Origin of the sequence: Tumebacillus permanentifrigoris (assembly GCF_003148565.1) — a bacterium.
GTDB classification, from domain to species: domain Bacteria; phylum Bacillota; class Bacilli; order Tumebacillales; family Tumebacillaceae; genus Tumebacillus; species Tumebacillus permanentifrigoris.
The window spans coordinates 1-25,652 of sequence record NZ_QGGL01000008.1; the positions used below are offsets into that span (position 1 = coordinate 1).

The 25,652-nt window shown below is 56.4% G+C and carries 24 protein-coding genes; 22 read left to right on the forward strand and 2 right to left on the reverse strand.

Going from position 1 to position 25,652, the window contains the following annotated elements; genetic code table 11:
* From C7459_RS24155 to uvrA, 13 genes are all read left to right on the forward strand, one after another.
* The coding region (locus C7459_RS24155; RefSeq protein WP_146200985.1) for an IS3 family transposase at positions 1-103 on the forward strand (103 nt) is incomplete at its 5' end.
* Positions 104-285: 182 nt separating this feature from the next.
* A complete protein-coding gene (locus tag C7459_RS10130) occupies positions 286-1,239 on the forward strand; it encodes a metal ABC transporter substrate-binding protein (RefSeq protein WP_109688868.1) in 954 nt (317 codons plus the stop codon).
* Positions 1,240-1,256: 17 nt separating this feature from the next.
* Positions 1,257-2,036, forward strand: coding sequence for a metal ABC transporter ATP-binding protein (locus tag C7459_RS10135; RefSeq protein ID WP_109688870.1), 780 nt, complete (start codon positions 1,257-1,259; stop codon positions 2,034-2,036).
* The gene (locus C7459_RS10140; protein WP_245884484.1) at positions 2,037-2,903 is read left to right on the forward strand and encodes a metal ABC transporter permease; all 867 of its coding nucleotides are present in this window, start codon (positions 2,037-2,039) and stop codon (positions 2,901-2,903) included.
* A 204-nt stretch (positions 2,904-3,107) separates the two neighbouring features.
* Positions 3,108-3,794, forward strand: coding sequence for a cell division ATP-binding protein FtsE (gene ftsE, locus C7459_RS10145; RefSeq protein ID WP_109688872.1), 687 nt, complete (start codon positions 3,108-3,110; stop codon positions 3,792-3,794).
* A complete protein-coding gene (gene ftsX, locus C7459_RS10150) occupies positions 3,784-4,665 on the forward strand; it encodes a permease-like cell division protein FtsX (protein ID WP_109688874.1) in 882 nt (293 codons plus the stop codon). Before ftsE ends, ftsX begins: the two co-directional genes overlap by 11 nt.
* Before the next feature lie 34 nt (positions 4,666-4,699).
* Positions 4,700-5,908: a murein hydrolase activator EnvC family protein gene (locus C7459_RS10155; protein ID WP_109688876.1), complete on the forward strand. Its 1,209-nt coding sequence runs from the start codon at positions 4,700-4,702 to the stop codon at positions 5,906-5,908.
* A 53-nt stretch (positions 5,909-5,961) separates the two neighbouring features.
* On the forward strand, positions 5,962-7,392 hold the full coding sequence (locus tag C7459_RS10160; protein WP_109688878.1) for a S41 family peptidase: 1,431 nt from the start codon (positions 5,962-5,964) through the stop codon (positions 7,390-7,392).
* Between the two features lie 123 nt (positions 7,393-7,515).
* The gene (locus C7459_RS10165; protein ID WP_109688880.1) at positions 7,516-8,811 is read left to right on the forward strand and encodes a PDZ domain-containing protein; all 1,296 of its coding nucleotides are present in this window, start codon (positions 7,516-7,518) and stop codon (positions 8,809-8,811) included.
* A 38-nt stretch (positions 8,812-8,849) separates the two neighbouring features.
* The gene (locus C7459_RS10170) at positions 8,850-9,644 is read left to right on the forward strand and encodes a flagellar motor protein (RefSeq protein ID WP_109688882.1); all 795 of its coding nucleotides are present in this window, start codon (positions 8,850-8,852) and stop codon (positions 9,642-9,644) included.
* Entirely contained in the window at positions 9,628-10,413 is a 786-nt protein-coding gene (locus C7459_RS10175; RefSeq protein ID WP_109688884.1) for a flagellar motor protein MotB, read from the forward strand. Before C7459_RS10170 ends, C7459_RS10175 begins: the two co-directional genes overlap by 17 nt.
* Positions 10,414-10,559: 146 nt before the next feature.
* Complete coding sequence (gene uvrB, locus C7459_RS10180; RefSeq protein ID WP_425450723.1) at positions 10,560-12,548, forward strand: excinuclease ABC subunit UvrB; 1,989 nt, start codon at positions 10,560-10,562, stop codon at positions 12,546-12,548.
* Positions 12,549-12,825: 277 nt separating this feature from the next.
* Positions 12,826-15,717, forward strand: a complete 2,892-nt coding sequence (gene uvrA / locus C7459_RS10185) for an excinuclease ABC subunit UvrA (protein ID WP_109688885.1) — start codon at positions 12,826-12,828, stop codon at positions 15,715-15,717.
* 67 nt (positions 15,718-15,784) lie between these two features.
* Here the strand turns inward: uvrA and C7459_RS10190 are convergent, their stop codons facing one another.
* Positions 15,785-16,255 (reverse strand): hypothetical protein, encoded by a 471-nt coding sequence (locus tag C7459_RS10190; protein WP_109688887.1) that lies wholly within the window; start codon positions 16,253-16,255, stop codon positions 15,785-15,787.
* Between the two features lie 131 nt (positions 16,256-16,386).
* Between C7459_RS10190 and C7459_RS10195 the strand changes: the two genes are divergently transcribed.
* The 9 genes from C7459_RS10195 (at position 16,387) to C7459_RS10235 (ending at position 24,735) form a co-directional block, all read left to right on the forward strand.
* Positions 16,387-17,004, forward strand: coding sequence for a hypothetical protein (locus tag C7459_RS10195; RefSeq protein ID WP_109688889.1), 618 nt, complete (start codon positions 16,387-16,389; stop codon positions 17,002-17,004).
* A 147-nt stretch (positions 17,005-17,151) separates the two neighbouring features.
* A complete protein-coding gene (locus C7459_RS10200) occupies positions 17,152-18,369 on the forward strand; it encodes an NAD(P)/FAD-dependent oxidoreductase (protein ID WP_109688891.1) in 1,218 nt (405 codons plus the stop codon).
* Positions 18,370-18,456: 87 nt separating this feature from the next.
* Positions 18,457-18,795: a phage holin family protein gene (locus tag C7459_RS10205; protein ID WP_109688893.1), complete on the forward strand. Its 339-nt coding sequence runs from the start codon at positions 18,457-18,459 to the stop codon at positions 18,793-18,795.
* A gap of 140 nt (positions 18,796-18,935) precedes the next feature.
* A complete protein-coding gene (locus tag C7459_RS10210) occupies positions 18,936-19,868 on the forward strand; it encodes an NAD-dependent epimerase/dehydratase family protein (protein ID WP_109688895.1) in 933 nt (310 codons plus the stop codon).
* Positions 19,849-20,808, forward strand: a complete 960-nt coding sequence (gene hprK / locus C7459_RS10215; protein WP_109688897.1) for an HPr(Ser) kinase/phosphatase — start codon at positions 19,849-19,851, stop codon at positions 20,806-20,808. The genes C7459_RS10210 and hprK overlap by 20 nt, the downstream gene beginning before the upstream one ends.
* A 144-nt stretch (positions 20,809-20,952) precedes the next feature.
* Positions 20,953-22,422, forward strand: a complete 1,470-nt coding sequence (locus tag C7459_RS10220; protein WP_109688900.1) for a M23 family metallopeptidase — start codon at positions 20,953-20,955, stop codon at positions 22,420-22,422.
* A gap of 99 nt (positions 22,423-22,521) precedes the next feature.
* Complete coding sequence (locus C7459_RS10225; protein WP_109688902.1) at positions 22,522-23,496, forward strand: nucleoside recognition domain-containing protein; 975 nt, start codon at positions 22,522-22,524, stop codon at positions 23,494-23,496.
* Positions 23,497-23,509: 13 nt separating this feature from the next.
* Entirely contained in the window at positions 23,510-24,151 is a 642-nt protein-coding gene (gene ppaX / locus C7459_RS10230; protein WP_109688904.1) for a pyrophosphatase PpaX, read from the forward strand.
* 20 nt (positions 24,152-24,171) lie between these two features.
* Entirely contained in the window at positions 24,172-24,735 is a 564-nt protein-coding gene (locus tag C7459_RS10235; protein ID WP_109688905.1) for an acyltransferase, read from the forward strand.
* 43 nt (positions 24,736-24,778) lie between these two features.
* On the opposite strand, the gene C7459_RS10240 is transcribed toward C7459_RS10235, so the two are convergent.
* Positions 24,779-25,483 carry a C39 family peptidase gene (locus C7459_RS10240; protein ID WP_109688907.1) on the reverse strand — a complete coding sequence of 235 codons (705 nt, stop codon included), beginning with the start codon at positions 25,481-25,483 and terminating at the stop codon, positions 24,779-24,781.
* Positions 25,484-25,652: the final 169 nt, after the last annotated feature.

Genomic DNA, 25,652 nt, shown 5'->3' on the forward strand with positions numbered 1-25,652 from the left:
CGAAGTAGCAGTAAAACGCTACGTGAAGTTCTATAACCATAAACGATTCCAAAGCAGACTAAAAAACCATAGCCCGGTACGATACCGGACTATGGTCGCTTAGCGCCTATTGATTTTTAGGCTTTCTTTTCTGTCCACTTGACAGGGGTCAGATCAGCTGGCGGGGTGCTTTTTTTTGCGGATCGTAATATTTCCGTTTTACAAAAGACTCCCACTGGAGTATAGTTATCTGTGCAAAAGGATTCGGCTTCGTAATGATTCCGTTTACGATAGGAGGTTTGGGGATTGAAAAAATGGTGGAAACTAGCATTGACTGGATTGATAACCACAAGTTTGCTTGCGACAGGGTGCTCATCGAAGGGTGATGTTGCGACTGATACAAGCACAGGAACACATAAAGTAAAAATTGTCACCACGTTCTACCCGATGTACGAATTCGCCAAGCAAGTAGGGGGCGAGTTCGTCGATGTCACGGTGATGGTTCCGGCTGGCACAGAACCGCACGATTGGGAACCGACTCCAAAGGACGTCGCGAAGGTACAGGACGCGGACGTTTTTGTCTACAATGGGGCTGGATTTGAATCGTGGGTGACCAACGTGCTCGGTTCGGTCGACACGGGCAAGTTGCAAGTTGTGGAAGCGTCGAAAGGCATTCCGTTGCTGGAAAACAAGGACGACAACCACGATGGCAAGCAAGACGAAGGGAGCGCACAGGCTGAGAACCACGACCCGCACGTCTGGCTTGATCCCGTGTTGGCGCAGCAGGAAGTCAACACGATCGCCGATGCACTGATGGCGAAGGACGCAACCCATGCAGCCGAATACAAGAAAAACGCCGATGCGTTCACCGCAAAACTCGCAGAGCTCGACGCGCATTTCCAAGCGGGCACTAGCAAGGCAGCGAAAAAGGAATTCGTCACGGCGCACACCGCGTTTGGCTATCTGGCGAAACGCTATGGTCTAACGCAAGTGGCGATCGCGGGTCTCTCGCCGGAGCAGGAGCCGAGTGCAGGGGAGATGAAGGACATCGTCGCATTTGCCAAGGGGCATCAGGTCAAGACGATTTTCTTTGAAACGCTGGCCTCGCCGAAAGTGGCAGAGACGGTCGCGCGTGAAGTCGGCGCACAGACGGCGGTTTTGAACCCGCTGGAAGGTTTGACGGAGCAAGAAAAGTCGCAAGGACTTGACTATATTGGGGTGCAAAAGAAAAACCTCGAAGCGCTACAAGCAGCGCTGTAAAAAAGGAGTTGGCAGTCGTGCAATTGGCGGAGCTTCGCGATGTGGTGTTCGGATACGGTCAGGCGCCGGTGCTGGAACAGATGAATTTGCAAGTGGGGGCTTCGGAATTTATTGGTCTGACCGGCCCGAACGGCTCGGCGAAGACGACGACGCTCAAATTGCTGCTGGGGCTGTTGTCCCCACAGCAAGGTCAGGTCGAGTTCAGTTCCACTGGACCACAGGGCAAGCCGCTCGTCGTCGGCTACGTGCCGCAAAACATCGCGTCGTTCAACGCCGGTTTCCCGAGCACCGTCAGTGAGTTGGTGCGCTCTGGACTGTACACCCGCAAGCGTTGGTTTGGCTTGCTTCCGTCCAAGGAAGTGGATCGGGTGGAGAAAGTATTGAAGCAAGTCGGCATGTGGGAACATCGCAAGCGCAAGATCGGCGAGCTATCAGGTGGGCAAAAACAGCGCGTCTGCTTAGCGCGCGCGCTGGTGTTAGAGCCGGATCTGTTGGTGCTCGATGAGCCGACGACCGGGATGGATGTGGAAGCGCGGACGACGTTTTACGATCTGCTTCAGCACCAAGTGCAACACCACGGGCGGACGGTGCTGATGGTCACTCATGATCTGGAAGAGACGTTGCCACGACTGACGCGCCTGCTCGTGCTCGACAAGCGCATCCGATTTGACGGTTCTCCGCAGCAATTCCAGGAGCGCATGGATTTGCGTGCCCGCACGGCGACATTGCCACTCTACTGCTGCTACGACGACGAAGAGCGAGACGCCGCGCTGGTTGCGAGAGAAGGGGTGCTGTAGATGTGGGAGATGTTGCAGTATGAATTTTTGCAAAATGCCTTCCTCGCCGGGATCATGATCGCCGGCATCGCCCCGGTCATCGGCGTGTACCTCGTCCTGCGTCGACAGTCGTTGATGGCGGATACGCTTTCGCATGTCTCGCTGGCGGGTGTTGCGGTGGGGTCGTTGATCGGGACGTATCCGATGGTGACCGCGATGATCGCGGCGTTGATCGGAGCGGTTTTTGTCGATACGTTGCGGAGATCGTTTCGGGCGTATAGCGAGCTGTCGATTGCGATCCTGATGTCGGGGGGTCTGGCGTCGGCGGTGGTGCTGATGAGTTTTAACAAGGGAGCGAGCCGCGGATTCACCTCGTATCTGTTCGGCTCGATCATCGCGGTCAGCACGACCGATCTGCTGGTGATGGCAGGCGTTGTGGCGTTGTGTGCGCTGTTCTTTTGGTTTTTCTGGCGACCGATGTACGTGCTGACTTTTGATGAAGAAACCGCACAGGTCAGCGGAGTTCCGGCCCGGGCGTTGTCGCTGGCGTTCTCCCTGCTGGCGGGTCTGGTGGTCGCCGTCTCGATGCCGATCGTCGGCGTGTTGTTGGTTTCCTCGCTGATGGTGTTGCCAGCGGCGATTTCACTGCGGGTATCCAGAGGTTTCACGATGACCGTGTGGGTGGCCGTGGTTACAGGTCTCGCCTGTGTGTTAGGCGGTCTGACCGCTTCGTACCAACTGGACATCCCACCGGGCGGAACGATCGTGCTGTTGCTGCTGGCGGTGTTGGTTGTCGTGCTGGTGGTGAAGCGGGTTTTCAGTTTGGGAGCTTCGCGCATGGAGTCCAACGCGAAAGTGGTCAATGGGAAGACTGTGGAAGAACGCTAAAATCATTTGCACGAGATCGAAAACCCCGCCCCTCACGGCGGGGTTTTTTCACGTTCGCGACACATTTCTTCTGGAAAAAATCCTCCATCCAGCAATTTGCTACAGGAAATGACAAGGATACGTCGAATATCGTAAGGTGGCGAGTTTCGACATCGTCTGTGCGGCTGTGCCGACAAAATCAGACAGTAGAAAGTGGTGTGAACGATGATCGAAATGCACGACGTGTGGAAGACCTACCCCAACGGAGCCGTTGCTTTGCAGGGAGTCTCTGTCCGCATCGACAAAGGTGAGTTCGTCTATGTGGTCGGTCCCAGCGGCGCTGGCAAATCGACGTTTATCAAACTCATGTACCGTGAGGAACGTCCGTCCAAAGGCTCCATCTTTGTCAACGGATTTAACATCGAACGTCTCAAGGAACGCAAAATCCCTCTGCTCCGCCGCCAAATCGGCGTGGTATTCCAAGACTTCAAACTGCTGCCGAACATGACCGTTCAGGAAAATGTCGCGTTTGCACTCGAAGTCATTGAAGCATCTCCCAAAAAAATCCGCCAGCGCGTCAATGAAGTGCTCGAACTCGTCGGCCTGACGGATAAAGCCAAAGACCTTCCGGCCCATCTGTCTGGTGGACAACAACAGCGCGTCTCCATCGCCCGCGCCCTGATCAACAATCCATCGGTCATCATCGCCGATGAACCGACAGGCAACCTCGACCCGGAAACCTCGTGGGACATCATGCGCCTGTTCGAGGAGATCAACAACCGGGGCACGACGATCGTCATGGCCACACACAACAAGGAAATCGTCAACACCTTGAAACGCCGCGTCCTCGCTGTCGAGGGTGGGCAGATCGTCCGCGACCAGAAACGGGGGGTCTACGGCTATGAAAATTAGAACGATCGGCCGTCATGGCCGCGAGGGGCTGCGCAATCTCAGCCGCAACGGATGGATGACGTTTGCGTCAATCTCCGCCGTCACGGTGACGTTGCTGCTGCTCGGCGTGTTTTTGCTGCTCGCCTACAACGTTCAGCAATTCTCCAAGCAACTTGAATCCCAAGTTGAGATGAATGTATACGTCAAGGAAGGTGCCGCGCGCGCCGATGTGCTCGAACTGGAACGCCAACTCAAAAGTCTGCCGGAGCTCGCCTCCGTTACGTATGTTTCCAAGGAATCGGGCCTTGACCAACTCAAGGACAAGCTGCAGGAAAACGCCTCGCTCCTCGAAGGCTTGGACAAGGAAAACCCGCTGCCCGACAAGTTCATTCTCAAAGCGAAGGACCCGCAATTGATCGGCTCCGTCGCTGCAAAAGTCCAAACCTTGCCACTCGTCGACAAAGTCAACTACGGCAAGGACACGGTCGAAAAGCTGTTCAAAGGCATCTCCCTCGTCCGAAACTCGGGCGCAGTATTTGTCGTCGGGTTGTGCTTCACGGCGCTGTTCCTGATCTCGAACACGATCAAAGTCACGATCTTCGCCCGCCGCAAGGAAATCGAGATCATGAAGCTCGTCGGGGCCACCAACTGGTTTATCCGCTGGCCGTTCCTCATCGAAGGCCTGCTGATCGGGGCACTCGGTGCCGTCTTGCCGATCGCATTGCTCAGCTTCGGCTACTCCTACCTGCTCTCGGTCTACCCGAGCTTCATGTATTTCAACTTTGCAGCTGTCGATCTCGTGTACTCGGTGTCGACGATCTTGATTTCCATCGGGGCGCTGATCGGGATGATCGGCTCCGTCATGTCCATCTCTCGGTTCTTGCGAATTTAGGTATCTCTCAGATTAGGGGAAGGGGATAGTTTAAATGCACGCTCGCAAGTCGCGCTTGTCCAAGACGTTGATTTTCGGCCTCTCCACAGCCGCTGCGTTGGCACTGGTATTTCCTTCGGCGGTCTTCGCCGACATCGATGACCTCAAAAAGCAACAGCAACAACAACAGGAGCAACTCGATGCAGCCAAGCAACGCGAACAGGAAGCCAAACAGAAAAAAGACCAGTTCCAAAAGCAGATCAACGTCAACGCTACCGACATCAACAAGCTCGCCGCCGATATCGATGTGAAGGAAAGCGAGATCTCCAAGTTGCAGAACTCGATCTACACCAAAAACTTGCAGATCGACAAGTCGCAAGCCGAACTCGTCGTTGCCGAGCAGCGCGTCAAGGAACGCGATATTCTATTGAAGCAACGCCTGCGCATGATGTACGAGCAAGGCGAAGTTCAGTACCTCGACGTGTTGCTCAGCGCTACGTCGTTCTCCGACTTTCTGGAACGTTTCGACACGCTCTCGATCATCTTCCAGCAGGACACTTCGATCCTCAAAAAGAACAAGACCGACCGCGACGACATCGAAGCCAAAAAAAAGCAACTCGAAGACGATCGCAACACCTTGACCGCCTTGAAAACGCAACAGGTCGAGCAGAAGTCGGAACTCGACTCGATGAAGGCACAGAAGGTCGCTCTGAACAAGCAACTGGAAACCAGCAAGTCTGAACAGGAGCGCATCGAAGCCGAGGCGCAACAGATTCAGGACGAAGCGGTCAAGTCGATTTTTGCGATCAACCAGCAGATCTCGAATGAAACGAAACAACAGAATACCACCAAGCCGTCCGAACAGTTCTCCGGCCCGTTCACCTGGCCACTTCCAGGTGTGTACACGATCTCCGATGAATTTGGCGACCGGATCGACCCGTTCACCGGGCAGCGCATGGGTCACAATGGGATGGACATCGCGGGTCCGCAAGGCACGACGGTCGTCGCGGCCCAATCCGGCAAAGTCATCACCGCAGGCTGGGTCAATGGGTTTGGGAATTGCATCATCATCGACCACGGGGGCAACCTCTGGTCGCTGTACGGACATTTGATGAACGGGGGTATCCTCGTCTCGGTCGGTCAGGAAGTCAAACAGGGAGCCTCGATCGGCAAGGAAGGTTCGACCGGGCGCTCGACGGGCCCGCACTTGCACTTCGGAGTCTATGAAAATGGCAACGTTGTCAATCCGCGCAAATATCTGTAGCCTACGTGTCATATACTAAAGCAGATTTGGACAAAGGTGGTGCAAGCAAGAAGATGTTCATCAAGGGACGATACCTGATTCTCGGGTTGATTCTAGCTCTGATCGTAAGCAGTGGGGCGACGGTCGTCAGCCTCAATGCGACGGGTCATCTGGCACAGAGCGACAGCAACTCGTCAGTTCCAAACGCAGTCACCAAGGACGAGCAGTTCAACAAACTGCTCGACACCTACAACACGCTGCGCCAAAGTTACTACCAAGACGTCAAGGATGACACACTGCTCAACGGTGCCATCGATGGGATGGTTAAATCGCTCGATGATCCGTACTCCACGTACATGAGCCCGACAGAGGCGGAGGACTTCCATGAGAACATCTCCTCCTCCTTTGAAGGCATCGGAGCGGAGATCAAGGAAGAGGATGGCAAGATCGTCGTCGATGTGCCGATCAAGGGGGCTCCCGCTGAAAAGGCAGGGGTCAAACCGAACGACCGCATCCTCTCCGTCGACGGCAAGAGTCTGACCGGGATGAAGGTCACGGAAGCGGTCACGTACATCCGCGGCAAAAAAGGCTCCAAGGCGGAGTTGGTGATCGAGCGTCCCGGCGAGACGGGGAACTTGAACATCACGGTCGTGCGCGACACGATTCCCGTCGAGACGGTGAAAGCCGAGATGTTGGAGGACGGGATGGGCCGCATCACGATGAGCAAGTTTGCAGAGACGACCGGCGACGAGTTCGACAAAGCGCTGAAAAGCCTCAAGGCGCAAGGTATGAAGGGCCTCGTGCTCGACATGCGGCAAAACCCAGGCGGTCTGCTCGATGTCTGCGTGAAGATCGCCAATGAGCTGATCCCTGATCAAAAGCTGATCTTGCAAGTGGAAACGCGCGACGGGCAAAAGGAAGTCTACAAATCCAAACACGGCAAGGCCGACTACCCGGTCGTCGTGCTGGTGGATGGCGGTTCTGCGTCGGCTGCGGAAATTCTCGCCGGTGCGCTCAAGGAATCCGGCGGCTACCCGCTGGTCGGGGAGAAAACCTTCGGCAAAGGAACGGTGCAAACCACGAAGTCCTACGACGACGGGTCGAACATCAAGTACACGATGGCGAAGTGGCTGACCCCGAACGGCAACTGGATTCACAAAAAAGGCATCGAGCCGGACTACGCCGTCAAGCTGCCTGAGTATGCGGATCTGCCGTACCTCGATCCGGACAAAGAGCTCAAGCCAGACACGTTCTCGAATGAAGTGAAGACGGCGCAGGTCATGTTGGAAGCACTTGGCTACCAACCGGGCCGCAAGGACGGGTTTTTTGATGACCAGACCAAGCAAGCGGTCGTCGCCTTCCAGAAGGTCGAGAACTTCGAATCGGATGGCGTGATCAAAGGCAAGACGACGACCAAGATGATCGAATTGCTGCAGAAGAAAATTCAAAGTAATGACACACAGCTTGACAAAGCGAAGCAAGTACTCCGTAAAATGTTGCCATAGGAAGGAGTGCGGGCGGAATGTGTCGAAGTAAGTACCCGGTGGAACCTGTAGAGGTTCTACGGGTACTTTTTTTATTTATGAGTTGTACAGCCCATTTGAATATGAAGGTAGGGAGTCGTGCGAATGACCGAGCTGTCTTTCTTGATGGAGATCCTCAGCGGGCTGGCCCAAGTCTTGGCGCATCCACTTTTCTATGTGGCCCTGCTGCTCGTCGTGGTGCAATACGGGCGACAGAACGGCATGGAGCGTCGGATGTTTGGCGTGCGGGCCTCGTCGTTGACCGATCAAGTGCTCCGTTCCATCCTGTACGGGGTGGGGGGCGGTCTGCTCGCTACGCTGTTGATGACCGCGCTCGGCGTCGTGTTGTCGCCTGTCGACATGACCTACGTCTGGATTGTGGCGCTGGCGTTGGCGGTCGTCAACGTCCGCTACACCTGCTTCGCTTATGCGGGCGGTTTGCTCAGCTTCGCAAGTCTCGTGTTGAACGCACTGCCGACGCTGATGACAGGTCCGACATGGGTACTCGGCATCTATGACGATTTGCGGCACTTGCATGTGCCCGATCTGATGGCGTTGGTGGCGATCCTCCACTTGATCGAAGCCATTCTGGTGCGCCTCAATGGGGCGCACGCACCGTTGCCCGTGTTCGTCCCTGGCAAGCGTGGACGATTGGTTGGCGGGTTCGTCCTGCAGAAGTTCTGGGTGATTCCGATGGCGGCGTTTGTGGTGACCGGGGTGCCTAACTCCCTCGATACACCCTCGTGGTGGCCGCTGATGTCGCTGACGGGCTTGGGTCTGGGCGCAGGTCTTCAGATCATCCCGGTGCCCGCGATTCTCGGCTACTCAGGTGCCGCTTTGACCAAGACGCCGCAACGGACAGCCAAACAGACGGCTAGGTATCTAGCCGCCTACAGCCTCGTGTTGCTAGGGCTCGCCGTCGGGAGTTCGTACTGGGCACCGCTGGCATGGGTCGCGGCACTATTTTGCCCGATCGTGCATGAATTGCTGATCCTGTGGGAGATGCGCGAGGAACAGAGCGGGCATCCAATTTACGTGAAGCCCTTGCAGGGTTTGAAGATCCTCTCCATTTTGCCGAACAGCCCGGCGCAGGAGATGGGCCTCCTGTCCGGGGAGACAATCCTCAAAGTCAACGGAACACCTGTGAATACGCCTTACGATTTGCACTTTGCCCTCAACCAGAACCCGGCCTACGCGAAACTCGAACTGTTGACGCCCGAGGGCGAAGTCCGTTTTTCCAACACGGCGATCTACACAGGCGACCACCACATGTTGGGGGTCATCCTCGTGCCCGATGACAACGCACGGCAGTTTGTGCGGCTTGGAACGGTCTCGCCTTGGGCGTGGCTTTGGAACCGGATGACGGGATCTCGACAAAAAGCTCCTACGAACTATCACTAGTAGACGCAGTTTAGATTTTAGTAGATGGAGGACTCGTCATGGATATTACCACACTTATTGGCCTACTCCTCGGGGTGGGGGCGCTGATTGGTGGCTTCGTTGAGGAGGGCGGCCATATCTCTTCGCTGTTCTCCATCACCGCCGCATTGATCGTATTCGGGGGGACGTTTGGAGCGGTTGCAGTCGGAACACCGATGGAGCAACTGAAGGAAATTCCGAAGATCCTGAAAATCGCGTTCACCTACAAGCCCAAAGACCCGATGGAAACCATCACCGAACTGGTCGGCTTGGCGACGACCGCTCGTCGCGAAGGGATTCTGGCGCTCGAAGAGAAGATCGAAACCTACGACGACGAATTCTTCAAAAACGGCATCCGGCTTGTCGTCGACGGTGTCGACCCTGACTTGGTGCGCAGCATGTTGGAGACCGAGTTGATGTTTATCGAATCTCGTCACGAAAAAGGCGTGCAACCGTTCGATCAAGCGGGTGGTTTTGCTCCGACGATGGGGATCATCGGGACCGTTATGGGTCTCGTCCACGTGCTCGGCAACCTCTCGGACGTCAACACGCTCGGGCCGCAGATTGCGACTGCGTTTATCGCAACGCTTTACGGGGTAGCTTCCGCGAACGTCGCGTACCTGCCGATCGCCACCAAGTTGAAAAACCGCACCAAGCAAGAAGTTCTAATCCGCGAGCTGATGATCGAGGGCATCCTCTCGATTCAAGCCGGCGAGAACCCAAATATCCTCGGACAAAAGCTAAAGGCGTTCCTCGCTCCGAAGCTGCGCGATCCGAAGGCAGAGGTGGGGGAAGCGAATGTCGAGTCGGCGTAAGAAGGGGCACGGCGGCGGTCATGAGAACCATGAGCGCTGGTTGATCACCTATTCCGACTTGATCACGCTCTTGATGATCTTTTTCGTCATCATGTACGCGATGTCGTCGGTCGACCAGTCGAAATTCGATTCGCTCTCGGTATCTCTCAACAAAGCTTTGAAGGCCAGCAATGAGATTCAGATGTCCAACATGGGCACCTCTGGCATCGTCTCGAAGCGCCCGGAGACGAACCAGAAACCCACAGATCCGCAGCAACAAAAAAGCACGGCCCAGCAAGCCGCCGAGCAGAAGCAGTTGGATGACTTGAAAAAACAAGTCGAGAAGTACGTCCAACAGAACAACCTCGCCGGGATGGTCAATGTGTTGGAAAATGCCAAGGGCATACAGATTACGCTGTCGGACGCGGCGCTGTTCGATTCCGGCAAGGCGGAACTGAAGCCGGACGCGCAGAAAATCCTCGGCGGTCTCTCGCCGTTCTTGAAGGTTCTGCCCAACGAGATCGCGGTCGAAGGACACACCGACAACGTGCCGATCACCAGCGGGAAGTTCCCGTCGAACTGGGAGTTGTCGGCGCAACGCGCCATCAACGTCCTGCATTTCTTCGAAGGTGCAGAGGTGGCGCATGAACGCCTGCATGCGGTTGGCTATGCGGACACGGTGCCGCTGTCGCCCAACGATTCGGACGTACACCGCTCTGAGAACCGTCGGGTCAACTTGATCATCAAGCGCCAATTCCCGATGGAGCCGATCTCGCCGTTGGCGCCGTGAGCAACGACCCAACCCGTCCAATTCGCATACGTGAAAAGGTGAGACACTCGTCTCGCCTTTTTTTTCTCGTTTTTGACAGCAATTGATGCGTACTGACGTTCGCTCTTCGTGTATAATAAATAGTGACTAGTGGAGGTGAGCGGAGCATGATGGAACATGAAGACATTGCATTCAAACTGGTATCCGATTACGAACCAAAAGGCGACCAACCGAAGGCGATCCAACAACTGATGGAGGGCCTCGCGCGCGGTGACAAGCACCAGACCTTGCTCGGGGCGACCGGTACGGGGAAAACGTTCACGATGGCGAACGTGATCTCGAAAGTGAACAAGCCGACCCTGATCATGGCGCACAACAAGACGCTGGCTGCGCAATTGCACGCGGAGTTCAAGGAGTTTTTCCCGGAGAATGCCGTCGAGTACTTCGTTTCCTACTATGACTACTACCAACCGGAGGCGTATATCCCGTCCTCCGATACCTTTATTGAGAAGGACGCCAAAATCAACGACGAGATCGACAAACTGCGCCACAGCGCGACGATGTCGCTGTTGGAGCGCAAGGACGTCATCGTCGTCGCTTCGGTGTCCTCGATCTACGGCTTGGGTTCGCCAAGCGAGTACTACAAGTTCGTCCTCTCGCTGCGCACCGGCATGGAGAAAAGCCGTGACGAAGTGTTGCGCAAGCTCGTCGACATGCAGTATGAGCGCAACGATATCAACTTCACACGCGGGACGTTCCGCGTGCGTGGTGACGTGGTCGAGATCTTCCCCGTGTCGCGCTCGGAGCAGGCGATTCGCGTGGAGTTTTTTGGTGATGAGATCGATCGGATCACCGAGGTGAACACGGTGACGGGGGAGATCGTAGGGACGCGCAACCATGTTGCGATCTATCCGGCCTCCCACTTTGTGACGACTGGGGACAATCTGACGCGTGCGATCACGGAGATTCGCACGGAGTTGGAGGTGCGTCTGGCGGAGTTGCGCGAGGCAGGCAAACTGCTGGAAGCGCAGCGTCTGGAGCAGCGCACGAACTATGACATTGAGATGATGCAGGAGATTGGATTTTGTTCGGGCATCGAGAACTACTCGCGCCATATGGAAGGCCGACCGCCGGGCAGTGTGCCGAGCACGCTGTTCGACTTTTTCCCGGAGGACTTCCTGCTGATCCTCGACGAGTCGCACGTGACCGTTCCGCAGATCGGCGGCATGTTCAACGGCGACCAAGCGCGTAAAAACATGCTGGTCGACCACGGGTTCCGTCTGCCGTCTGCCAAGGACAACCGCCCGATGAAGTTTACGGAGTTTGAGGGCAAGCTCAACCAAGTCATCTACGTCTCGGCAACACCGGGCAACTACGAGCAGGAGCATAGCACGCAGGTGGTCGAGCAGATCATCCGTCCGACGGGCTTGCTCGACCCGGTGATCACCGTCCGCCCGATCAAGGGGCAGATCGACGATCTGGTCGGTGAGATCAACAAGCGGGTTGCTCAGGACGAGCGGGTGCTGGTCACCACGCTGACCAAAAAAATGTCGGAGGACCTCACCGATTACCTCAAGGAACTCGGCATGAAAGTGCGCTATCTGCATTCTGATATCAAGACGATCGAGCGGATGATGATCCTGCGCGACTTGCGCCTCGGCGTGTTCGACGTGTTGATCGGGATCAACTTGCTGCGCGAAGGGCTGGACTTGCCAGAAGTGTCGTTGGTAGCGATCCTCGATGCGGACAAGGAAGGCTTCCTGCGTGCGGAGCGGTCGCTGATCCAGACGATCGGTCGGGCGGCCCGGAATTCCGGTGGGCAGGTCATCATGTACGCGGACAAGATGACGCGCTCGATGGAGGTCGCGATCCGCGAGACGGAGCGCCGCCGCAAGATTCAGATGGAGTTCAACGAACTGCATGGCATCACACCGACGACGATCAACAAAAAAATTCGCGATGTCATCGAAGCCACCAAGTCGGCCGACCCGACCGAATCGTTCATCGTGGAAAAGGGCGTCGACAAGATGTCCAAAAAAGACCGCGAGCAACTGATCATCCGCCTGGAGCAAGAGATGCGCGAAGCTGCCAAATCGTTGCAGTTCGAACGTGCGGCCGAGTTGCGCGACGTCATTTTGGAATTGAAAGCTTTGTAACTCCGTTATAAAGGGCACGGACCACAGGGTGGGCCGTGCCTTTTTTCAGCGTGCTTTAAGGTCAGACTTTTGCTGTGCTGAATTTGGAGAGATCGAGCCATGAAAAAGGTTTGATCGGCCCCGCTCTGGCCGATTCCGTAGTAAAAAACGACCGGAATTGCGGTCGTTTTTTTCATTCCAATTTAATGGAGTCTACTACGTTGCTTTTTTGCAAAAACTAGGTAACAATAGAAACTAAGAGAATGCCTGTTCGTATCTACGGGAAAAGGAGCAAGTTATGGCACTGGACAATATCGTCGTCAAGGGCGCACGCGCCCACAACCTCAAGAACATCGACGTGACGATTCCGCGCGACAAATTTGTCGTGCTCACCGGCCTCTCAGGGTCTGGCAAATCGTCGCTCGCCTTCGATACAATCTACGCGGAGGGTCAGCGCCGCTATGTGGAATCGCTGTCCGCTTACGCCCGTCAATTCCTCGGCCAGATGGACAAGCCGGACGTCGATTCGATCGATGGTCTCTCCCCGGCGATCTCCATCGACCAGAAAACCACGTCGCGCAACCCGCGCTCTACCGTGGGAACCGTCACTGAGATCTACGACTACCTGCGCCTGCTGTTCGCACGCGTCGGTCGTCCGCATTGCCCGAACCACCCGAACATCGAGATCACCTCGCAGACGGTCGAGCAGATGGTCGACCGGATCATGGAACTTGAGGAACGCACCCGCTTGCAGATCTACGCCCCGATCATTCGCGGGCGCAAGGGCGAGCACACCAAAGTGATCGAGGACATCGCCAAGCAGGGGTTTGTTCGCCTGCGTGTCGACGGTGCGCTCCGTGAAGTCACCGATGAGATCAAGCTGGAGAAAAATAAAAAACACACCATCGAAGTCGTGGTAGACCGCATCGTCGTCAAATCCGATGTGGCCACTCGCCTCGCGGACTCCTTGGAAACCGCGTTGAAACTTGCCGAGGGCACGGTCATCGTCGGAATCGTCGACGGAGAGGAGATGCTGTTCTCCTCGAATCTCTCCTGCCCAGAGTGTGGCTTCTCTGTAGAAGAACTCGCACCGCGCATGTTCTCGTTCAACTCGCCATTTGGCGCGTGTGAAACCTGTGCAGGTCTGGGTACCAACATGGAGATCGACCCGGATCTCGTCATCCCGGACTGGGGCAAGTCGCTGAACGAGGATGCCATCGAACCGTGGCAAGGCCGCGCCTCCAACTACTACCCACAGATGTTGGAAGCGGTCGCCAAGCACTTCGAGATTCCGATGGACATCCCGGTGCGCGACATCCCGGCTGACCAGATGAAGAAAATTCTCCAAGGCTCCAAGGGCGAGAAAGTCCGCTTCACCTTCGAAAACGACTTCGGGCAGAAAAAAACGGCCGAAACCGAATTCGAGGGCGTCATCCCGAACCTCGAACGCCGCTATCGGGAAACGGCATCCGACTACGTCCGCGAATTTATTGAAGCCTACATGTCCGCCAAGCCTTGCCCGGCCTGCAAAGGCAAGCGCTTGAAGCCGGAAAGCCTCGCCGTCACCGTCGGTGAGCGCAACATCTCCGACGTGACGGGGCTCTCGGTCAACGATGCGCTGGAATACTTCAACGGCCTGCATCTCAGCGAAAAGGAACTGACGATCGCCCGCATGATCTTGAAGGAGATCGAGTCTCGGCTCGGCTTCCTCGCAGACGTCGGACTCGATTACCTGAACCTCTCGCGGGCTGCGGGCACGCTGTCGGGCGGCGAGGCGCAACGCATTCGCCTCGCCACCCAGATCGGTTCCTCGCTGATGGGCGTTCTGTACATCCTCGACGAGCCGTCGATCGGGTTGCACCAGCGCGACAACGAACGGTTGATTCACACGCTGTTGCACATGCGCAACCTCGGCAACACCCTGATCGTCGTCGAACATGACGAGGACACGATGCTCGCCTGTGACCACATCATCGACATCGGGCCAGGAGCAGGTGTACACGGCGGGACGATCATCTCGCAAGGCACGCCGGAGGAAGTGATGGCCGATCCGAACTCGATGACCGGCGCGTACCTCTCCGGGCGCAAGTTCATCCCCGTCCCGCTGGAACGCCGCAAACCTTCCGACAAGTGGCTCAAGATCGTCGGGGCCAAGGAGAACAACCTCAAAAACATCTCCGTAAAGTTGCCGCTCGGCCTGTTCACGGCGGTCACTGGCGTTTCCGGCTCCGGCAAATCGACGCTGATCAATGAAATTCTGAAAAAGTCGCTCTCGATGCACCTCAACGGCGCGAAGTCCAAGCCCGGTCTGCACAAGGAAATTCAAGGGATGGAACAACTCGACAAGATCATCGACATCGACCAATCGCCGATCGGTCGCACACCGCGCTCGAACCCGGCGACCTATACGGGCGTGTTCGACGACATCCGCGATGTCTATGCCACCACCAACGAAGCCAAGATGCGCGGATACAAAAAAGGCCGCTTCTCCTTCAATGTGAAGGGCGGCCGCTGTGAAGCATGCAAAGGCGACGGGATCATCAAAATTGAAATGCACTTCCTGCCGGACGTCTATGTGCCCTGCGAGATCTGCAAAGGCAAGCGCTACAACCGCGAAACGCTGGAAGTTAAATACAAGGGCAAGAGCATCGCCGAAGTGCTGGACATGACGGTCGAGGACGCGGTTGAGTTCTTCAAAAACGTCCCGCGCATCTCGCGCAAGATGCAGACCTTGTTTGACGTCGGCCTCGGCTATGTGCGACTCGGCCAACCGGCAACCACGCTGTCCGGTGGGGAGGCGCAGCGCGTCAAGCTCGCCTCCGAACTGCACAAGCGCAGCACCGGACGCACCGTGTACATCCTCGACGAACCGACGACAGGTCTGCACACCGCCGACATCGACCGACTGCTCTGCGTGTTGCAGCGCTTGGTCGATGCGGGGGAGACGGTCATCGTCATCGAGCACAACTTGGACGTGATCAAGACGGCCGACTACCTCGTCGACCTCGGCCCAGAGGGCGGGGACAAGGGCGGTACGCTGGTCGGAGCAGGCACGCCGGAGGACATTGCGAAAATTTCCAATTCCTACACCGGCAAATTCCTCGGCCCGATCCTTGAACGCGACAAGCAGCGCACCGCCGACCAACGGGCCGCAACGTGTGACATCGACATTCCTACGCCCATCGCGTAACCCTACCCTCATATACGTGAAAAAAGCGGGCTTCCCCCACGTGGAGAAACCCGCTTTTCTCCCACCATCACCCGTGTACTTTCACTTGTTGCTTACCCGATTGCATGGCATACAGCACGACGCCTCCGAGGTCGCAGACCACTTGCGGCCACCAGAGCGCGCTCACATCGCCATGCACGCCGCCCATCTGAATCAGGGCTTGGACGACAAAGCCCTGCATCACCGCCGCCGCACACCAGCCGAGATACCAGCGCTTGCTCACCGCGCACAGCACCCACGTCGGCAGTGCAGTCATGGCGAACAGTACCACGCTCTCGGGCAGGGGCACGGCCTGCCAAACCCCAGGCGTACTTCCCAACAGGTACATCGCCAGCCCGGTCAAGATCATCACTGTAAATCGATACAAGTCTTCATAAAAGCGTTGCCGCCCGCCATACTTCCGCAAATCCCGTCCTGTCGCGGCCAACAACACCAGAACAGCGCTTACCGCACAGGACAGGAGCAAAAAACCGAGCAACCACCATCCTCGATCTCCCATAGCTAACGCACCTCTCTTTCCAAAAAGTACAGGCTACAAATTAAATGGGGGTTGCGTTTCCCCTGTGGCATTGGTAGGATGCAGATAGGTCCCTGTGGAATAGGGGATAAGAACGGGTAAGGAGTCTTTCGATGGAACATTTTGTGCGCTATGTTCAAGACGGCGTAACTCTCCTGCAGGAACGCTTGTCCGAACAACCGGAACTCAAACAGCAGATCGAAGAGGTGATCCGCGAGTCACTGACCCGCTCGACGATGGAAGCTCTAGAAATTGAGCAGAGCGTCGCCATCCTCGCCGGTCGTGAAATCGCCAGCGCCATCGTCGCATGCATGCGCTGTCTGGAGACCTTCGACGACCTCGAAGAACTCGGGACTGCTGCAGAACTCGGCGACGACACTCTCCATTTTCTCCGCTACCTGACCGCCCGCTACGGCCCAGTGCTCAAGGCCTTCCGCCGTCGCACCCATTATCCGCACGGATGGCACAAGTTCGGTCACGTGGTCTCACAATCGGAGACAGGCCAGACGCACGTACAGATGAAAATCATGCGCAACGACGACACCACGCTCATCCTCGAAGATGACACTGAATCGGTTCTACGCCTCGTCAACCTGATGTTGAAGGCGCTCGAATCGGCGGATGATTATGCCGCAATAGACGGTCCAACCGTGCAGGAATTTACAGAACGCTATGCACGGCTGATCGACCGCGCTTCGATAGGCGGATCGACCGACCGGACGGAACACTAACGCCACGCGGCGCTTCCTCTTTCAATCTATGAGGAAGCGCCGCGTTTTTATGCCTAGAGTTTGAGTTTCTAGGCAAGCATAAAAGCCGCCATTCGCTCCCAGACTAGACGGTAGTAACGTCTAGGCAGAAAGGGAGCGCGGACTTGTATGAATTTGAACACCGGAGACCTGTATTGGCAAACCCAATTCCCGAACCCGCCCACCTACCCGAGTTTGGAGCAAGACGTGGAGTGCGATGTGCTGATCCTCGGAGGAGGAGAAGCCGGGGCGTTGAGTTCGTATTATCTGACCCGCGCAGGCGTCGATGTCGTGATGGTCGAGAAGCGCAAGATCGGCGGAGGGAGCACCAGCGGCAACACCGCACTGCTTCAATACGCCAACGACTCGCCGATGTACCAACTCGCGGAGTCGTTCACGGAGGAAGTTGCAGTGCGCTTTTACAAACTCTGCCTCGCCGCGATCTCGCAGATCGAGGAGATCACGAGGACGCTCGACATCCCGACCGATTTCGAGCGCCGCGAGAGTTTGTACTACGCGAGTACACCAGCGCACGTGAAAAAACTTCAAGCGGAGTTCGCGTTGCAACAAAAACACGGCTTCCCCGTGCAGTTTCTCACCGAACAGGACATCCGCGAACGCTTCCCCTTTCGCAAAGACTGCGGGCTGTACTCGCCTGCCGATGGCCAGATCAACCCCTACCGCCTCGCCGTCTCGCTCGTTGACGACAGCGCTCGAAAAGGCATGCGGGTCTACGAGCAGACCGAAGTGAGCGCCGTCTTTCACGAGAATGACAACGGGCGGTTGCACTTTCGCACCAACACCGGCAGTTTGATCACCGCTCGCAAAGCGGTTTTTGCCACCGGGTATGAAACGCAAGATCGGCAGACCACCCCAGGTGCTGTGATCGCTTCCACCTATGCGATCGCCACCGAACCGGTTGCCGATTTCTCCAGTTGGCACAATCGCTGCTTGATCTGGGAGACGGCGCGACCCTATCTCTACCTGCGCACAACCGCCGACAACCGCGTCCTCGTCGGCGGGTTGGACGAGACGGCGATCCAAGGCCCCAAGCGCGACAACCTGCTGTCCGAAAAAGCGAACCAGCTCCTCGCGGAGCTGTACTCGCTGTTCCCGCAACTATCCGGCGTCAAGATCGCGCACAGCTGGGCCTCCGCATTTGGCGGGACGAAGGACGGGCTGCCGTTCATCGGGGAACATCATCACCATCCGAACTGCTACTATGCGCTGGGCTACGGCGGCAACGGCACCGTCTACAGCACGATCGCCGGGCAGATCCTGTGCGACTTGATCCTCGGTCGGCCCCATGCGGACGCTGCGATGTTTGCACTGGGTCGCCTGCAATAAAAAATTGCACAACACCCGCAACTTGTACGCCGAGCGCTCGTATACCTGTAGAGTAGGCAAGACGCGAAGGCGAGAGGAGTGGGACTCATGAGACTTATCTGGAATTGGATCATCTCAGCTGTGTCGCTGTTGATCGTGGCGTGGCTGTTCCCGAAAATTTCGATCGACACGGTGGGGGCGGCATTTGTCGCGGCGTTGGTGCTGGGCTTGGTCAATGCGGTCATCCGTCCGATTTTGCAGGTGTTGGCGTTGCCGATCACCTTGATCACATTTGGAATTTTCGCGTTGGTGATCAACGCGGCGATGTTGCTGGTCACTTCGAGTTTTGTCGCGGGCTTTCATGTGGAAACGTTCGCCAGCGCGTTTTTTGGTTCGATCGTGCTGTCGATCGTCAGCGCGATCTTGGGCGCTGTGAAGCAAGACTAAAACCGAACGACAACCGAACGAAACGGAACACCCGAAGGATGGGGGCGATGCCCATCCTTTTTGTTTTCTTGTGGTGTTTCGACAAAAAACACGGTATGATGATCCTAGATGAGTTAGGCGGCATTTTAGGGGGAGAACCAATGAAAGTACTTGTAACCGGTGGGGCTGGTTTTGTCGGTTCGCACATCGTCGATGAATGTCTGCGTGTCGGGCATCAGGTCGTCGTCATGGACAACCTTGCAACGGGAACGAGAAACAACCTCAACCCGGCTGCAAAGTTTTTGGAGATGGATATCACCACTCCGGGAATCGCGGAGGTTCTCCGTGAGGAAGGCATCGAAGGGATTATCCACCAAGCTGCGCAATCGACCGTTCCGCCGTCGATCAAGGACCCGTTGTACGACGCGGATGTCAACTTGCTCGGCACGATCAACCTCTTGCAGGCGATGCGCGACCTTGGGTTGAAGAAAATCATCTTTGCCGGGTCGGCTGCTTCGTTTGGCATGCCGGAGTACGTTCCGATCGATGAAAAGCACCCGCAGCGTCCGTTGTCGTTCTACGGACTCAGCAAGAAAATCATCGAAGAGTACTTCCAACTGTTCCACGAACTGTTTGGCACATCGTATGTGGTCTTGCGTTACGCGAACATCTACGGTCCGCGTCAAGGCCAGTCGGGTGAGGGCAGTGTCATCTCGATTTTCACAGAGCGCATGCTTAGAGGCAAGAGCTGCACGATCGACGGCGATGGCGGGGCAACCCGCGACTATATCTATGTGGGAGATGTAGCGCGTGCGAACGTGATGGCCTTGGAGTCGGACATCAATGGCATCTACAACTTGGGCACGCAGACAGAGGTTTCGGTCAACGAAGTCTTTGCCCTGCTGTCCGAACAGATCGGCTACAACCTAGAACCGGTACACGGCCCAGCCCGTACCGCAGACATCTACAGAAGCGTGCTGGCCAATGGTAAGATCCTGGAAAGCCTGCCGTGGCGTCCGCAAACGACGTTGACGGAAGGACTACAAGCGACCATCGCATGGGGGCGTACCTTCTATGGAGCAGATCGTTCATAAATCGATCACCACGCTAGAGCTGAGCAAGGAATTTGAGCTGGAACTGGTCAACCCTGAGACGGCTGACAGTTCGCGCTTGATCGCAGTCAGCGACATCAATCGGCCAGGCTTGGCGATGGCCGGTTTTTTCACCTACCACCCGGAGGAGCGCGTGCAGGTGGTAGGCCGCACCGAGATCACGTTTTTCGCCGCGTTGCCCGAAGCGTTGCAACGGGAGCGAGCGGAGTTGCTCTGCGCGTATGAGCAGACGCCCTGTCTGATCGTGGCGCGCGGCATCGAAGTGCCGAACTGCCTGTTGGAAGCGGCGAACCGTCATCGGTTGCCGATTCTGCTCTCGCCGCAATCGACCACCAAGCTGACCGGTCGCTTGCAAGCCTACTTCGACCGCAAGTTGGCGATGGAGACGTTGGTACACGGGGTGCTCGTCGACGTGTACGGGATCGGCATCCTGATCCAAGGGTCGAGCGGCATCGGGAAGTCTGAGACAGCGCTGGAGTTGGTCAAGCGCGGTCATCGTCTGGTCGCCGACGATGCAGTCGAGATTCGTCGTGTTGCGGAGAACATCTTGGAAGGCACGTCGCCGGAACTGTTGCGCCAGTTGATTGAGATCCGGGGCTTGGGCGTGCTGAACGTGATGACGCTGTTTGGCGCCGGAGCGATCCGCATGCGCAAGGACATCGAGATGGTGATCCAGTTGCAGATGTGGGATGACAAGACCGCCTACGACCGCCTCGGACTCGACGAAGAGACGACCACGATCCTCGATGTCGAAGTTCCGTTCCTGAATTTGCCGGTGCGTCCAGGTCGAAATCTGGCCGTGATCCTCGAAGTGGCGGCGATGAATTATCGTCTAAAACGGATGGGATACAACGCCGCCAAGGAATTGACGGAGAAGATGACGTTGACGATGCAACAAGAAAGTGGAGGCCCCAAGTACTAGGGGCCTCTTTTTTTGTATGTCTATTTTGTGTCCTAAGAAGGAACATGGCATATCTTGTCGAAATACATACGTCGAAACACTATAAAAAACAGAACCATACTGATTTATCATCAGCATCGGGGTTCGCTTTTAGGGAGGGGTATCATGGGTAAGCTGACAGAAATGCTCTATGACGGACGTCGTCAGATCGGAACTGCCAGCCCAGCAAGTAGCAAGAAACAATGGGTACAACAACAAGCCAGCGCGTTTGTACGCGCAGCCAAGTCGGAGATTCGCAAAACGTTCCATTTTCGTAATACGATCGCTGCCCTCGCAGTTTGCGCGCTAACTTCGGTTGGCGTATATACAGTACAAGACAAAATCGCAGCCGCAACCCCCGTTTACCGAGTCTACATAGATGGTGAATACTCCGGCGTCGTTCGTGACAAAGCACTGCTCGAAGACCAGATGGTGTCCTATGGCGCGCTACTTAAATCAAACGTGAAATTCCTTCCTGTACACCAGACGGTCAAGTCCACCAATGAATGGACCGTGGCGAATGCGATCTCCGAATCGACCAAGACGATGGTCGACATGGTGATCGTGCGCGTGAACGGCCAAGACATCGTCCATGTCAAGGATCAGGAAACCGCTGAGAAACTGATCAAAACGCTCGAAAGCAAGTATGTGAAGGCAGATTCCAATGCAACCGTTCGCACCTCCGAACAGGTTGATTTTGTTCCGATGCGTGGAGACAAGCAGCTCCTCGTTTCGTTTGAGACCGCACTTTCGCTGGTTTCACAGAGCAAGAACGAGCGCAAAACCTACGTGGTCTCGCGCGGCGACTCGCTGTGGGACATCGCGACCAAAAACGAGATCAGCGTCGATGAACTGACCCAAGCCAACCCGGAGATCGGTGACATCGACGAACTCTCCGAAGGCCAACGGATCAACCTCGTCGCTGTGGAACCGTTGATCAGTGTGGAATCCGTCAGCGAGGAGACTCGCGAGATCACCACCAACTACGAAGTCGAATACAAGGATGACAACTCGCTCGATGTCGGCACGGAGAAGATCATCCAAGAAGGCAAGGAAGGCAAGAAAAACCAAGTCCTCAAAGTCACCCGTCGCAACGGGGTGAAGCAACAAGAGGATGTGCTGTCTGAGCAAGTGGTCTCCGAACCGGTCAAGGAGATCATCTCGAAGGGCACGCGCAAGCAAACCTACTCCTCCTACTCCGGTGGTGCCGCTGCAGCGGTCAGCGGTTCGTGGGCCTATCCGATCGGCGGAGGTTACATCTCCTCGCAGTACGGTGAGAACCGTGGTGGCAAAGCTCACAACGCCATCGACATCGCAGCATCCACCGGGACGCCGGTCTATGCTTCGAACAACGGTACGGTCATCCAAGCGGGTGACTATGGTGACGGCTATGGCAACTGCATCCGGATCTCGCACAGCAACGGCATTGTGTCGATCTACGGTCATCTGTCCTCGATGAACGTCTCGGTTGGACAAGCGGTCCAAAAAGGCCAACGCATCGGCGGCGTCGGCTCCACGGGCCAGTCCACCGGTTCGCACTTGCACTATGAAGTGCGCGTCAACGGTGTACAAGTGAATCCAGCTCCCTACATGTAAGAATCTGCGCAAGTGGGAGGTTCGTGACGGAAGTCACGAGCCTCTTTGTGTTATAATGGGTGTCGAAATCTTCGAATTGCTAAAGGGGTGCGAACGGATATGAAGGACATCTTGATTCGTGGATTCTATTCGGGTCTGCGGACGACATGGACGCTCAGCAAAATCATCGTACCGATCACCTTCGCGCTCACGTTGCTTAAACATACACCCGTGCTGGAGTGGATTCTCTGGCTGTTCACCCCGATCATGGGCTGGTTCGGTTTGCCAGGGGAAGCGGCGATCGTGATGGCGCTGGGGTGGTTTTTGAACTTGTATGCGGCGATCGGGGCGATGTTCTCGCTACAGCTGGGTGCGCCGGAAGCGTTGATTCTGTCGGTGATGTTGTCGTTCTGCCACAACATCTTCGTCGAGACGGCGGTGGCCAAGCGGATCGGATTGAACGCACCGCTGGTCGTGTCGATCCGCGCTGCAGTGGGCTTCCTCGGAGGCTGGGGTGTGCATCTGGCGCTTGGCAACACGCCAGGTGACGTGATCGGCACGTATGGGCACCTGCAATACCTGTGGGATGTGTCGGTGTGGACGACGGTTCAGGAAGTGTTGTTCACGATCTGGAAAGGCGTGTACCAATTGGCGCTGATCGTGATCCCGCTGATGCTGGTCATCCAAGTGCTCAAGGAATTGCGTGTGCTCGACAAGATCGCCACAGGCATGAATCCCTTGCTCGCGCTGTGCGGCTTGGATAAAAAGGCAGCGATTCCGATGCTGGCCGGGATCTTTTTCGGACTGGCGTACGGAGCGGGTGTGATCATCGAAGCGACGCGGGAAAAACCGCTGCCCAAGCGGCAGTTGTATCTGCTGATGATCTTCTTGATTCTCTGCCACGCGGTGGTTGAGGATACGTTGATTTTTATCCCGCTGCACGTGAACGGCTGGTACCTGCTCGGCATTCGAATCATCGCCGCCTTGGTGCTGACCGCGGTGTTGGCACGCGTCTGGCGGGAACGGGTAGGAACCGGGATCAGACCGGGTGTCGGAGGCGTGGACCCAGACGCCGATGCGACAACGGGCGCATAAGGAGGCTTTTTTTATGAAGTATCAATATGTACTGTACGACTTAGATGGGACGTTGCTCGACACGAATGAACTGATCATCCGATCGTTTGAACACACGCTCGATCTGCATACGCCGGGAGCGTATACGCGAGAGCACATCCTGCCGCAGATGGGCGCACCGTTGTTCCAACAGATGGAGTTGTTTGCTCCCGGTCGCTCGGAGGAGTTGGTGGCGACGTACCGCCGTTACAATTTGGAGCAGCATGATGCGCTGGTAACCGCGTTCCCCCATGTGGTGGAGGTGTTGCGCGAGTTGCATGAGGCCGGATGCAAGCAAGCGATTGTGACGAGCAAGGTTCGCCTGACCACGGAGAAGGGGCTGGCGTTGTGCGGCCTGTCGCCGTACCTCGACGCGGTGGTCACCGTAGACGAGTGTGAACATCACAAGCCACACCCTGAGCCGGTGTTGAAAGCGATGGCCTTGCTCGGGGCCGACCCAGCATCGACGATCATGATCGGGGACAGCCCCTTCGACATCGGCGCTGGTCAAGCGGCGGGTGTGGCGACGGCAGGCGTGAAGTGGAGTTTGCGCGGGGAGGCAGGACTGCGCCCGCATCACCCGGACTACTTGGTATCGGACATGCTGGAACTTCGGAAGATCATCCTCGGGACCTGATCCAGAAAAGAGGGAAATCCATGCGGAACACGGAACGCTACCCGATAGAGGGTGCGAATGCTCTGTGGCAACTGTACAAGACGGTCAGCTTCTGGAAGGTCGCCAAAAACTTCGCTGTGATTCAACTGTCGCGCTACACGCCGTTTCTAGGCGTCAAAAACTGGCTCTACCGCACGTTCCTGCGCATGGAAGTCGGGGAACAATCGGCGGTGGCGTTGATGGTGATGATGGACGTGATGTTCCCAGAATTGATCTCGATTGGCCGGAACACGATCATCGGGTACAACACGACGATCCTCGCGCACGAGTACTTGATCGATGAGTACCGACTCGGGAAAGTCGAGATCGGGGACAACGTGATGATCGGTGCGAACTCGACGTTGTTGCCAGGGATCAGGATCGGCGACGGCGCAGTCGTGGCGGCCGGATCGCTGGTCAACCGCGATGTCCCGCCGGGAGCATTCGTGGGCGGCAACCCGATCCGCGTGATCCGCCAGAAAGTGGTGGACGCATCTACCGTCCGCACCGAAACGGGCGAGCCCGCCGTGGTGCTGGATGATGAAGAGGCGGGGATTGTACATTAAAAAACTCCCTTTCGCGTGTGCGAGAGGGAGTTTTTTTCCGTTCCTAATCCAACGGCTGTACCGTCACCGCTTGGCGTCCCATCGCCTGCCAAATCTGACGGAAGCGTTCCAAGGGATAGTGGACAACCCGCCCACTGTTCGGGTCGTGAAACGTCACAGACCGCTCCCGATACCCGGTCAACAACACACAGTGTTCCGGAATCCTCCACTGCACATGTCCACCGCTGGGGGTCCGCCAATCGCTCCCGCTGCGCACATCGGCAAGGTCGATCGTGACCCACGCCAGCACCGGTCGGTCATCGGCCAACGCCTGCAACACCTCATCAAAACTGCCTCCGCTCAGATCAAGTCCGCGTCCGGGCAGATACTCCTCGAGCACATGGCGGATCGGGATGTGGAACACACCATACCCATCTCGCGAGAATGGATTGCCGACAAAGCCTGAATTCGGATCTCCCCCGATCATCCGACCCCCTAGATTGCGCGGCACGGCAAGCTGGGGTAACTTTTTGGCGACCGTGGTTTTGTTCACCTGCACACCTTCATATTGCAACAGCATCGTGAGCGCGGTCGCCTCACAACCAGTCGGCAACTCAGGTCGTTGTGCCAACGTGGGCACGCCTTGGATCTCGTAGGCCGCCTGTGTCTGGTGCAACGAAGAGGCCGAAGCCAGTTCCACCATGGGCCAACTCAATGCCCCCACGAGACATCCGCCTACCCGCAACCACGCTTTCCAACCAGCTAGCATCTGTGCTCACCTGCCTATACGTATGTCCTCTCGTGCTGTGCCTTAGTATGTGGCAGGGGGGTGGGAGATAGGCGTGACAGGTATTGGTTGTTACCTAATAAAGACTCTCAGTTCCAATTATTAAAAATCTGTAAAATTAACGCAATATATCCATAATAAAAGAAGGAGA

What these genes read in the sequence shown, in the direction of transcription:
- C7459_RS10140 (WP_245884484.1), top strand. Translation starts at nt 2,037, where the DNA reads ATGTGGGAGATGTTGCAGTATGAATTTTTGCAAAATGCCTTCCTCGCC.
- ftsE (WP_109688872.1), top strand. Translation starts at nt 3,108, where the DNA reads ATGATCGAAATGCACGACGTGTGGAAGACCTACCCCAACGGAGCCGTT.
- ftsX (WP_109688874.1), top strand. Translation starts at nt 3,784, where the DNA reads ATGAAAATTAGAACGATCGGCCGTCATGGCCGCGAGGGGCTGCGCAAT.
- C7459_RS10155 (WP_109688876.1), top strand. Translation starts at nt 4,700, where the DNA reads ATGCACGCTCGCAAGTCGCGCTTGTCCAAGACGTTGATTTTCGGCCTC.
- C7459_RS10160 (WP_109688878.1), top strand. Translation starts at nt 5,962, where the DNA reads ATGTTCATCAAGGGACGATACCTGATTCTCGGGTTGATTCTAGCTCTG.
- C7459_RS10165 (WP_109688880.1), top strand. Translation starts at nt 7,516, where the DNA reads ATGACCGAGCTGTCTTTCTTGATGGAGATCCTCAGCGGGCTGGCCCAA.
- C7459_RS10170 (WP_109688882.1), top strand. Translation starts at nt 8,850, where the DNA reads ATGGATATTACCACACTTATTGGCCTACTCCTCGGGGTGGGGGCGCTG.
- C7459_RS10175 (WP_109688884.1), top strand. Translation starts at nt 9,628, where the DNA reads ATGTCGAGTCGGCGTAAGAAGGGGCACGGCGGCGGTCATGAGAACCAT.
- uvrB (WP_425450723.1), top strand. Translation starts at nt 10,560, where the DNA reads ATGATGGAACATGAAGACATTGCATTCAAACTGGTATCCGATTACGAA.
- uvrA (WP_109688885.1), top strand. Translation starts at nt 12,826, where the DNA reads ATGGCACTGGACAATATCGTCGTCAAGGGCGCACGCGCCCACAACCTC.
- C7459_RS10190 (WP_109688887.1), bottom strand. Translation starts at nt 16,255, where the DNA reads ATGGGAGATCGAGGATGGTGGTTGCTCGGTTTTTTGCTCCTGTCCTGT.
- C7459_RS10195 (WP_109688889.1), top strand. Translation starts at nt 16,387, where the DNA reads ATGGAACATTTTGTGCGCTATGTTCAAGACGGCGTAACTCTCCTGCAG.
- C7459_RS10200 (WP_109688891.1), top strand. Translation starts at nt 17,152, where the DNA reads ATGAATTTGAACACCGGAGACCTGTATTGGCAAACCCAATTCCCGAAC.
- C7459_RS10205 (WP_109688893.1), top strand. Translation starts at nt 18,457, where the DNA reads ATGAGACTTATCTGGAATTGGATCATCTCAGCTGTGTCGCTGTTGATC.
- C7459_RS10210 (WP_109688895.1), top strand. Translation starts at nt 18,936, where the DNA reads ATGAAAGTACTTGTAACCGGTGGGGCTGGTTTTGTCGGTTCGCACATC.
- hprK (WP_109688897.1), top strand. Translation starts at nt 19,849, where the DNA reads ATGGAGCAGATCGTTCATAAATCGATCACCACGCTAGAGCTGAGCAAG.
- C7459_RS10220 (WP_109688900.1), top strand. Translation starts at nt 20,953, where the DNA reads ATGGGTAAGCTGACAGAAATGCTCTATGACGGACGTCGTCAGATCGGA.
- C7459_RS10225 (WP_109688902.1), top strand. Translation starts at nt 22,522, where the DNA reads ATGAAGGACATCTTGATTCGTGGATTCTATTCGGGTCTGCGGACGACA.
- ppaX (WP_109688904.1), top strand. Translation starts at nt 23,510, where the DNA reads ATGAAGTATCAATATGTACTGTACGACTTAGATGGGACGTTGCTCGAC.
- C7459_RS10235 (WP_109688905.1), top strand. Translation starts at nt 24,172, where the DNA reads ATGCGGAACACGGAACGCTACCCGATAGAGGGTGCGAATGCTCTGTGG.
- C7459_RS10240 (WP_109688907.1), bottom strand. Translation starts at nt 25,483, where the DNA reads ATGCTAGCTGGTTGGAAAGCGTGGTTGCGGGTAGGCGGATGTCTCGTG.